The organism is Streptomyces nanshensis (genome assembly GCF_001751255.1).
Lineage (GTDB): Bacteria > Actinomycetota > Actinomycetes > Streptomycetales > Streptomycetaceae > Streptomyces > Streptomyces nanshensis_A.
On record NZ_LJGW01000366.1, the window covers coordinates 1 to 9,650 of the forward strand.

The window sequence follows — 9,650 nt, forward strand, 5'->3', positions numbered from 1 at the left end:
GGCCGGGAACTCCGGCCCGCCGGCGTCCCGTTGGGGCGTCGGACCGATCGCCCGCGTCCGGTGACGAGGCGTCAGATCAGGTCCATGGCCGCCACTTCGTCGGGGCGGCCGTAGCTGACCGGGCCCTGGAAGCGCCGCCGGGCGGTGGCGAACCACCACACGGTGGCGATGATCAGGACCACCGCGAGCGCTATCGGTGCGTAGTTGAACGTCGTGACGGTGATCGGCGAGGCGTGCGGCAGCATGAACAGCACGTTGCTGAGGACGATCCACACCACGGCGATGATCCCGATCGGCCGTCCCCAGCGCCCGAGGTGCCACGGTCCGGGCTGGAACTCGTTGCCCAGCCGCAGACGGAGGTAGATGGGCACCGCATAGGCGAGGAAGAGCCCGACGACGTTGACGCTGACGATGGCGGTGAACGCCGTCTCCGACCACCAGCCCGGGATGACCAGGATCAGGGAGCACGCCGCGGCGAGCCACACGGCCTTGACGGGCGTACGCGTACGCGGGGAGACCGAATGCCACCAGCGGGAGCCGGGCATGGCGCCGTCCCGTGAAAAGGCGAAGATCTGCCGGGTGTTGCTGGTCATGTTGGCCAGCCCGCAAAACAGCATCGCGCCGATGACGATGAGCAGCAGAAGTTTCGCGATGCCCATGCCAAGCGAGTCGATGAGAATCTGCACGGGCGGGGCGTCCGCGGCGGCTTCCTTGTCGTAGTCGCGGATCGAGAACACCAGGGCGAGCATGAGGGCGAGACCTGTGATCGCGGAGTAACCGATCGCACGCATGATGCCACGCGGCGCGTTCACCGTGGCCTGAACCGTCTCTTCGGACATGTGGAAACTGCCGTCGAAGCCGGTAAAGGTCCAGCTCGTGACGAGCAGGCCGAGCATGCCGCCGTAAAGGGCGCTCGTGAAACCGGTGTTGTTGGCGAAGTGGGTCACGAAGGACGCGGACTGGTGCTGGTCCGGCACCACCGTGAGCGCCGCGACGATTACCACCATGCCGATCAGCAGCCACCACACCGAGATCCGGTTGAGGAGCGCGACAAGCTGCACCGTGTAGGTGTTGGCCAGCCCCTGGAGCAGCAGGATCACGGCGGTGATGAACACCGTGTGCTCGCCCGTCACCTCGTACGACGGCCACTGCATCGCGACGAACGCCTGGATGAAGGTGGCGGCGGCGTACCCCGTCGCGGCCGTACCGCCGACCTGGCCCACGAAGTTGAGCCAGCCCGTGTACCAGGACCACGCGCCCTTGTGGGACTTGGCGAGTTTGCCGGCGGAGAAATACAGCGCGCCGCTCGTGGGATAGGCGGACGCTATCTCGCCCATCGAGGCGCCGATGGTGAGCACCATCAGCGAGACGCCGATCCAGCCGAATACGAGGACGAGCGGTCCGCCCGCATTCATGCCGTGGCCGAACGAGGAGAAGATCCCGGAGATGATGTTGATGATGGTGAAGGAGATCGCGAAATTGTCGAACGCCCGGAATCTGCGGGTCAGTTTCCGCGGATATCCCATCGCGTGCAGCGTGGCATCATCGTCCAGGGCGGCAGGCGCTTCGCGCTGCCGGGTCCTCGAAAGCCCCGGAAAAGCGGAGTCGGACACGGTCATACCTTTCTTTGTGGATTGCTGAAGGAAAGTCCGGTGGGCGGCTGCCGGCTGACGGCCGCGGCGGGGGCACGGAATCCGGGAGCCCGTCAGCCGACGACCGGAAGCCGGAAGCCGGAGGCGGTGCGGACGGTCCGTCACAGTCCGCGACCGTCGCCCGTACCTTGCCTTGGGGCCGCCTCAGCGCGAGTCGGGCACCGGCAGACCGCAGGCCAGCCGGGCCTTGTTGAGCTCCTGCACCGGGTCGCCCATCGCGCTCCACGGCATACGGGAGGCGTAGGGGCCCATGGCGGCGAAGACGGGGCGCGCCTCGAACTCGCAGTGGGCCATGATCAGTGCGTGCGCGAGATAGGCCAGGTCCAGTACGGGCGTGAACTCGTACTCGGCGACCTCCGGCAGCCAGTGCTGGTAGGCGCCCAACGCCGTGGCCTTCCACTGGGGTTGCTCCCAGGTGCGGTCGGCCAGCAGCGAGGAGGGGTCGTGCTCCTCCAGCAGGGCGACGAGCGGGAGCAGCCGCAACGCGGAGGTCGCGGGGGCCCGTTGGCCGAGGAACGCGGCGACGTCCCAGGCGGCGTTGGCCGAACCGCCGTGGCGGGCGAAGAAGAACGAAAGGAACCGGTGGTGTGCCTCCCTGTGCCAGGGGTCGAGCCGGAGTATGTGCGAGAAGAGCGACCACGGACCCGGCGGCGAGGTCAACAGGCCCTGCGGCGCGGGGTCGCGGGGCCGCTGGAGACGGGCCAGGCAGAGCTGCGTCACCCAGGGCGTGGGATCCCTGGGGGCCATCAGCGCCGCCCGCTGGCAGGCGGCGAAGGCGATGCGGCCGAGGTCGCCGGCGTGCCGGTCGTCCGCGTCCGCGGCCCGCAGCGCACGCAGCGCGGAGACCCGCGCCCACAACAGGGCGGCCTCCTTGCCGGGTTCCTCCGCGAGCCAGCGCTCGGCCAGGTCGGAGTCGCAGGCCTCGGAGGCGAGCACGAGCGAACGGTGCGCGCGCAGCCCGTTGTCCCTGCGTGCGTCCTTGAGCACTTCGTGCGAACTGAGGTAGCGGCCGGCCCGTACGTCCACGCATGCACGCGCTAGCTGACGGTCATCGGCCGCCGGGTGCCATACGTACTGCCCCTCGAAAAAGCCAGCGGTCATGCTCTCCTGCCGAATCTGCTGTGTCTGCCGATGCCGCGCCAATGGGCACAATCCGGGCAACCCGAATTCGACCGGAACGTGCCCGGTGCCCGGCAGCAACGCACACCCTACTCAGCGTCATGACCCACCGGAACCACTAATCCCCATCGCTCCGCGCGGGGAGCCCCTGTTTCTCCACCTTTCGGCACGGCTTTGGCGCCGCGCCCGTAGGTGGGGTATGTGCTGAGCATATGTCAGCGCCCCGCGGGTGTATTTGTGATGACGCCGCGGCGGGCGGCGGGAGTTGCCCGGACGCCGCCGCGGTACGGCTCACGGTAGGGCTCACGGTGCGGCATGGTGCCGCGTCATGGGATGCCCGACTCCCCGTAGAGGAAGCCCTGTTCGAAGAAACGCCGTCCGGTAATGCATCACGTTGAATGCCGAACTGTTTTGATTCCGGCCGAAGTCGGGAACGCGGCACCCTCGTGACCGTCGCGCACCTGTCGCGGGGCGGCCGGCGTCCGCGCCGTACGGAGCGGTCCCCGCGCCAGGACCCCTCCCCGCGGCGGGCGTCCGGAATCGTACGCTTGCTGGTAGTTTCCCGGCGTACCGGACCGAGAGGAGGAGTGCGATGGAACTGGCCGCTCCGCTGTGGGACGTGCACAACCACCAAGGCTGGGCCCAGCTCGGGGAGTTGGGTCTCGCGCTCGTGCTCTCCACGCTGATCGGCTGGGAGCGCGGCGCGCAGCAGAAGAGCGCGGGGCTGCGCACCCACGCGATCGTCGGCGTCGCCAGCGCGCTGATGATGCAGATCTCCCAGTACGGATTCAGCAACGTGCTGGGCACGCAGGACATCTCCTTCGACCCCTCGCGCGTCGCCGCGCAGATCGTCACCGGCATCGGCTTCATCGGCGGCGGCCTGATCTTCGTGCGCAAGGACGCCGTACGGGGTCTGACCACCGCCGCGACCGTGTGGCTCACCTGCGCCGTCGGCATGGCCTGCGGCGGCGGCCTCGGTGTGCTGGCCGCGGTGACCACGGCGCTGCACTTCGTCATCGTCCGCGGCTACCCGCTGCTCGCCTCCCGGCTCTCGGTGGGACCGCCGGCGACGGAGTCCACCGTCCGGCTGCGCTACCGCACCGGAGCGGCCCTGCTGCCGCAGCTCATGGAGATGTGCACCAGCCGCGGCTTCCGCATCCTGGCCGTACGCGTCGACCGGGTGCCCCAGCCCGGCGAAGCGGCGGAGGAGGCGGCCGGCGAGGGGCGCGAGCGCGAGGACGACACCGCGCGGGTGCTGCTGCGCATCGAAGGCACGGGCGACGTACGGCGGTTGGCGACGGAGATCTTCCGCACGCCCGGCGTGCTCGGCATGGACGTCGCGCACGACCCCGGCCCGGAGGAGTGACCGTAGGCCGCAGCGCCCCGCGCATGCTACGAAGAGGCATGCCTCCCGCCTCCCACCACACCTCATCCGCGACCGGCGGCGCCTCCGCCGGCGAGACGGCCTCCTACGACGCCGTCATCGTCGGCGGCGGCCACAACGGCCTGGTCGCCGCCGCCTATCTCGCCCGTGCCGGACAGCGCGTGCTGGTGCTCGAACGTCTCGGCCGCACCGGCGGAGCCGCCGTCTCCGAGCAGACCTTCACCGGCGTCGACGCCCGGCTCTCGCGCTACTCGTACCTGGTGAGCCTGCTGCCGCAGCGGATCCTGGACGACCTCGGGCTGCGCTTCGCCGTACGCAAGCGCTCCGTCTCCTCCTACACGCCCGCCGTGCGCGAGGGGCGGGCCACCGGCCTCTTCGTCGGCGACGGTACGGCCCGCACCCGCGAGTCCTTCGCCCGACTGACCGGAGGGGAGGGGGAGTTCGAGGCGTGGGAGCGCTTCTACGGGATGACGCAGCGCCTCGCCCGCAGCGTCTTCCCGACCCTCACCGAACCGCTGCCCACACGCGCGGAGTTGAGGCGGCGCATCGGTGACGACGCGGCATGGGAGGCGCTGTTCGAGCGGCCGCTCGGGGAGACCGTCGAGGAGCGCTTCGCGGACGACCTCGTACGGGGCGTGGTGCTCACCGACGGGCTCATCGGCACCTTCAGCCATGCGCACGACCCGTCCCTGATCCAGAACCGCTGCTTCCTTTACCACGTCATCGGCGGCGGCACCGGCGACTGGGACGTGCCCGTCGGCGGCATGGGCGCCCTGACCGGAGCGCTCGCCGACGCCGCACGCGAGGCGGGCGCGACGATCCGTACGGGCCACACCGTGCAGCGCATCGACACGGACGGCGCCTCCGCCGAGGTCCACTACCGCACGGACGAGGGCGAGGGCACGGCGGCGGCCCGCCGCGTCCTGGTCAACGCCTCGCCCCAGGCGCTGGGGGAGCTGCTCGGCGAGGCGGCCGGCGGAGCATCCGCTACGGGCTCCGGTGCGGACTCCGGCGCGGGAGACGCCGCGCCCGTCTCCGGCTCGCAGCTCAAGGTGAACATGCTGCTGCGCCGCCTTCCCCGGCTCAAGGACGAGACCGTCGACCCCCGTGCGGCGTTCGCGGGCACCTTCCATGTCGCCGAGGGCTACGGGGAGTTGGCCGAGGCATACCGGCAGGCCGCGGCCGGCGAGCTGCCGGGCGCGCCGCCCTCCGAGCTGTACTGCCACTCGCTCACCGACCCCACCATCCTCGGTCCGCGGCTCGCGGAGGAGGGCTACCAGACCCTGACCCTCTTCGGGCTGCTCACACCCGCCGGCTGTTTCGCGGCGGAGAGCGCGGACGGGCGCGACGCCGTACGCGGGGAGGCCCTGGCCCGTACGCTCGCCGAGTTCGAGCGGCATCTCGCCGAACCTCTCGCCGACTGCCTCGCCCTCGACGCGGACGGAAAGCCCTGCATCGAGGCGAAGACCCCGCTGGACCTCGAAGCCGAACTGCGCCTGCCCGGCGGCCACATCTTCCACGGCGACCTCTCCTTCCCGTGGGCCGCCGAGGACGGTGAGGCCGCGGACGCCGCCGCCGGAGCCGATCCGCGGCAGNGTCGCCACGGCATACCCCAACGTCCTGCTGTGCGGGGCGGGTTCGGTACGCGGCGGCGGTGTCAGCGGCATCGGCGGGCACAACGCGGCGATGGCCGCGCTGGAGGCGGACGGTCACACCGGCGGCGTCCGGGCGTCGTGACCGTACGGCCGCCGGGTCCGTAGCGGCACACGTCGCGCAGCTCGTGGCGCGTGCCCCGCATTCCGTACCCGGCGGCCGGTCGCCCGGTGCTTCCGCGCGCGGCGCCCGCGCGCCATCATGACCCGGGAGGCCGGCCGAGGCGCACGTGCCCCAGCCGGTACATCAGCGGAGGAGGACCTCGATGGCCGGGCTCTGGAGTACACAAGGCGTACTGCGACGCAAACCCATCGAGAACATCACGGAGACGGAGGGCGGTTCCGGCGAGCAGCTCACACGGGTGCTGAACCTGTGGCAGCTCACCGCCATCGGCGTCGGCGGCATCATCGGCGCAGGCATCTTCGCCCTCGCGGGCACCGTGGCCAACGGCAAGGCCGGACCGGCCGTCGTGCTCTCCTTCCTCATCGCCGGTGTCGCCAGCGCCGCCGCGGCGCTGTCCTACGCCGAGTTCGCCGGGCTCATCCCGAAGGCGGGCTCCGCCTACACCTACGGCTACGCCGTACTGGGCGAGATCGGCGGCTGGTTCATCGGCTGGGACCTGCTGCTGGAGTACACCGCGATCGTCGCCGTCGTGGGCATCGGCATCTCCGGCTACTTCTCCTTCCTGGTGGAGTCGGCCGGAGCCGAGCTGCCCGCGTGGATGCTCGGGGCTCCCGGGACGGGCGACGGGCACCGCGTCGACCTCTTCGCCGCGCTACTGTGTCTGCTCATCGCGTATCTGCTCAACCGGGGCATGCGCAGTGCGGCACGCTTCGAGACCGCGGTGGTGGCGCTGAAGGTGCTCGTCGTGCTGCTCGTCATCGTCGTCGGCTTCTTCCATGTGAAGACCGCCAACTACCACCCGTTCTTCCCCTTCGGCGTCTCGGGCGCCTTCACCGGCGCGGCCACCGTCTTCTTCGCGGTCTTCGGCTACGACGCGATGAGCACCGCCGCCGAGGAGTCCAAGGACTCCCAGCGCCATATGCCGAAGGCGATCCTGTACTCACTGGCCATCGCGATGGTGCTCTACGTCCTGGTGTGCCTGGTGCTGACGGGCATGCAGAAGTACACCCACATCGACAAGGAGAGCGGGCTCTCCTCGGCCTTCCAGTCCGTGGGGCTGGGCGCGGTCGCCGACATCATCGCCGTCGGCGCCATCATCGGCATCCTCACCGTGATGTTCACCTTCATGCTGGGCGTGACCCGCGTGTGGTTCTCGATGAGCCGGGACGGGCTGCTGCCCAAGTGGTTCGCCAAGACGCACCCCACCCGGCACGTGCCCACGCGCGTCACCTGGATCGTGGGCGTCGCCTCGGCCGTGATCGCGGGCTTCCTGCCGATCGAGGAGGCGGCCGAACTCACCAACATCGGCATCCTGTTGGCGTTCGTCGTGGTGTGCGTCGCGGTGATCGTGCTGCGCTACCGCCGTCCCGACCTGCCCCGCACCTTCCGCACCCCGGGCATGCCCGTCGTGCCCGCGGTCGGGATCGTCTTCTCGCTGTGGCTGACGACGTTCCTGGCGTGGCAGACCTGGGTGCGCTTCGCCGTGTGGTTCGTGATCGGCCTGGTCATCTACTTCGGCTACTCCTACCGCCGCTCCGAACTCGCCCGGCGGCAGCCGCAGAACCCCGGAGAGGACGTGCGCTAGCGTCGCTCGCATGAGTGACGAAGTCCGCACGGTACGTGCGAACGGCATCCGCATCGCGTACCGGACGTGGGGCGCACAGGAGACGGACTCCGCCGACGGCACCCCCGTCGTCCTGCTGCACTGCCTGGGCGAGGACGGCGAGGACTGGCGCGGCCCGCTGATCGCCCAACTCGCCGCCGCGCACCCGGTCTACGCCCCGGATCTGCGCGGCCACGGCGGAAGCGACCGGCCGGGCCGGTACGCCATGGAGGACTACAGCGAGGATCTGCGCTGCTTCCTCGACCTGCTCGGCCTGGAGCGCATCGTTCTCGTCGGGCACTCCCTCGGCTCGGTGATCGCCGGCATCTTCGCCGGGCGGCACCCGGAGCGCGTCGAGCACCTCGTACTGGAGGAGACCGCGGCGATGCTGCCGCTCGACCCGCCGCGCGAGATCCCCGAACCGCCGCCGGAGGCCCCGCAGTTCGACTTCGAGGTACGGCGGCAGTGGAACCGGCAGCGCAACGAGCCCGACCCGCTCTGGTGGGAGCGGCTGCGCGCGATCACCGCGCCCACCCTCGTCGTCGGCGGCGGCTCCGGCAGCCATCTGCCGCAGGAGGACATGGCGGCCGTGGCCCGGCACGTGCCCGACGGCACCTTCGTGACGCTCGACGGCGGCGGGCACATGGTGCACGAGCAGCGGCCCCTCGAATTCGCCGCGACCGTACGGGCGTTCCTCGCGGGAGAGACGCGGCTGCGGTGACCCCGGCCACCCGCGTACGGCTCACGTCGCGCCCGTGCCCCGGCACCCCTAGAGTGATTGTTGAAGGAACAAGCACTTAGGGAGAAGGATCCGTGATGGCTGAGCCCGAGGGAACGGCGCTGGAGGAACTGCAGGCCAGGCGGGAGCAGTTGAGGTCCCGCTATCTGGCACCGGCATCCGGCAGGCCGGCCACGACCGCGCGCGGTGTGCACCATGTGGCGTTCATCTGCCGGGACGTGGAGGAGACCGTCCGCTTCTACCAGGAGCTGCTGGGCTTCCCCCTCGTCGAGATGGTCGAGAACCGCGACTACCAAGGCTCCACGCACTTCTTCTTCGACCTCGGCAACGGCAATCTGCTCGGCTTCTTCGACTTCCCCGGCCACGACCACCCGCCGTTCGCCGAGACCGTCGGCGGAGTGCAGCACCTCGCCCTGTCCGTGGACGCCGAGGCGCACGCGGCGGCGCGCCGCGCGCTCGACGCGGCGGGCGTCGCCTACGCCGGACCGGACCGCGGCGTCGAGGAGAGCCTGTACTTCCAGGACCCCAACGGCGTGCCCGTGGAGCTGTACCGGGAGCGTCTGGGCGTCTTCAACGGGCACCAGATCGTCTGACGCGTACGGAGAGTACGGGGAGTACGGCGAGGTGGGCGCGGGACGAAGCGGTGCGGGCGGTTCTGGAATCGGCGTCGCCTGATCCCTGTCCGGTGCCCTCCGCCGCTCGTTACGCTGAGTCCTCCAGCACACAGAACCAGGAGGTTCGCACGTGGCCGAGCGCACCACCACCAGCACCGTGACGAGGCCCGACCTCGACCTCACCAACGCCCGCTGGCAGTCGGGCACTCAGGAGATGGGCGGCGTGGAGATCGCCTTCGTCGAGGGCTACATCGCGATGCGCAACGGCCGTACACCAGAGATCCCGGCGGTCATCTTCTCGCCGGGTGAGTGGAACGCCTTCGTCCTCGGTGCGCGCAACGGACGCTTCGACCTCACCTGACATCCGGCGACGGACCGCCGGTGACGAGACGGCGTGCCCGAAGCACCGGCACGCCGTCTCGCGGGCCGGCCGGCCATCGGCCGTCAGCCGCCCTCGCCGCCACCGCCGGGGGCTCCGTCCGTGCCCGACTGCCGCAGCCACACGGGCAGTCGGCCCTCGTGGACGACGGTCAGCCGGCGCGTGACCCGGGTCAGCGCCACATACAGGTCGTGGCCTCCCTGCGGTGACTGCGCCCGCACACCGTCCGGGTCGGCGAGCACCACCCGGTCGAACTCCAGCCCCTTGGCCTGCGCGACGCCCAGCAGGGCCGACTCCGCGTCCAGCACCTCCGGGCCGCCGCCCGTGACCGCCCACGGCAGCGCCCGCGCCAGCTCCGGCAGCGCCCCGTCGGGCGCGATGACG

General features: G+C 70.7%; 8 protein-coding genes and 1 pseudogene. 6 read left to right on the top strand and 3 right to left on the bottom strand.

Features of this window, described 5'->3' with window-relative positions; genetic code table 11:
* Positions 1 to 71: 71 nt before the first annotated feature.
* Together AN218_RS21725 and AN218_RS21730 are read right to left on the bottom strand one after the other, a co-directional pair.
* Positions 72 to 1,526, bottom strand: a complete 1,455-nt coding sequence (locus AN218_RS21725) for an amino acid permease (protein ID WP_070018578.1) — start codon at positions 1,524 to 1,526, stop codon at positions 72 to 74.
* A gap of 270 nt (positions 1,527 to 1,796) precedes the next feature.
* Positions 1,797 to 2,753, bottom strand: a complete 957-nt coding sequence (locus tag AN218_RS21730; protein WP_070018579.1) for a hypothetical protein — start codon at positions 2,751 to 2,753, stop codon at positions 1,797 to 1,799.
* A gap of 610 nt (positions 2,754 to 3,363) precedes the next feature.
* On the opposite strand from AN218_RS21730, the gene AN218_RS21735 reads away from it, so the two are divergent.
* From AN218_RS21735 to AN218_RS38370, 6 genes and pseudogenes are all read left to right on the top strand, one after another.
* The gene (locus AN218_RS21735) at positions 3,364 to 4,137 is read left to right on the top strand and encodes an MgtC/SapB family protein (RefSeq protein WP_070018580.1); all 774 of its coding nucleotides are present in this window, start codon (positions 3,364 to 3,366) and stop codon (positions 4,135 to 4,137) included.
* 38 nt (positions 4,138 to 4,175) lie between these two features.
* Positions 4,176 to 5,892, top strand: a pseudogene (locus tag AN218_RS21740) (phytoene desaturase family protein).
* A 181-nt stretch (positions 5,893 to 6,073) separates the two neighbouring features.
* The gene (locus AN218_RS21745) at positions 6,074 to 7,516 is read left to right on the top strand and encodes an amino acid permease (protein WP_070018581.1); all 1,443 of its coding nucleotides are present in this window, start codon (positions 6,074 to 6,076) and stop codon (positions 7,514 to 7,516) included.
* 10 nt (positions 7,517 to 7,526) lie between these two features.
* On the top strand, positions 7,527 to 8,255 hold the full coding sequence (locus AN218_RS21750) for an alpha/beta fold hydrolase (RefSeq protein WP_070018582.1): 729 nt from the start codon (positions 7,527 to 7,529) through the stop codon (positions 8,253 to 8,255).
* Between the two features lie 95 nt (positions 8,256 to 8,350).
* On the top strand, positions 8,351 to 8,866 hold the full coding sequence (locus AN218_RS21755) for a VOC family protein (RefSeq protein WP_070018583.1): 516 nt from the start codon (positions 8,351 to 8,353) through the stop codon (positions 8,864 to 8,866).
* 151 nt (positions 8,867 to 9,017) lie between these two features.
* Positions 9,018 to 9,248, top strand: coding sequence for a DUF397 domain-containing protein (locus AN218_RS38370; RefSeq protein WP_070018584.1), 231 nt, complete (start codon positions 9,018 to 9,020; stop codon positions 9,246 to 9,248).
* An 83-nt stretch (positions 9,249 to 9,331) separates the two neighbouring features.
* On the opposite strand, the gene AN218_RS21765 is transcribed toward AN218_RS38370, so the two are convergent.
* The coding region (locus AN218_RS21765) for an ATP-binding domain-containing protein (RefSeq protein ID WP_171908749.1) at positions 9,332 to 9,650 on the bottom strand (319 nt) is incomplete at its 5' end.

Bases quoted from the DNA above. Each gene is read 5' to 3' on its own strand.
- AN218_RS21725 (WP_070018578.1), bottom strand. From the start codon at position 1,526: ATGGGATATCCGCGGAAACTGACCCGCAGATTCCGGGCGTTCGACAAT.
- AN218_RS21730 (WP_070018579.1), bottom strand. From the start codon at position 2,753: ATGACCGCTGGCTTTTTCGAGGGGCAGTACGTATGGCACCCGGCGGCC.
- AN218_RS21735 (WP_070018580.1), top strand. From the start codon at position 3,364: ATGGAACTGGCCGCTCCGCTGTGGGACGTGCACAACCACCAAGGCTGG.
- AN218_RS21745 (WP_070018581.1), top strand. From the start codon at position 6,074: ATGGCCGGGCTCTGGAGTACACAAGGCGTACTGCGACGCAAACCCATC.
- AN218_RS21750 (WP_070018582.1), top strand. From the start codon at position 7,527: ATGAGTGACGAAGTCCGCACGGTACGTGCGAACGGCATCCGCATCGCG.
- AN218_RS21755 (WP_070018583.1), top strand. From the start codon at position 8,351: ATGGCTGAGCCCGAGGGAACGGCGCTGGAGGAACTGCAGGCCAGGCGG.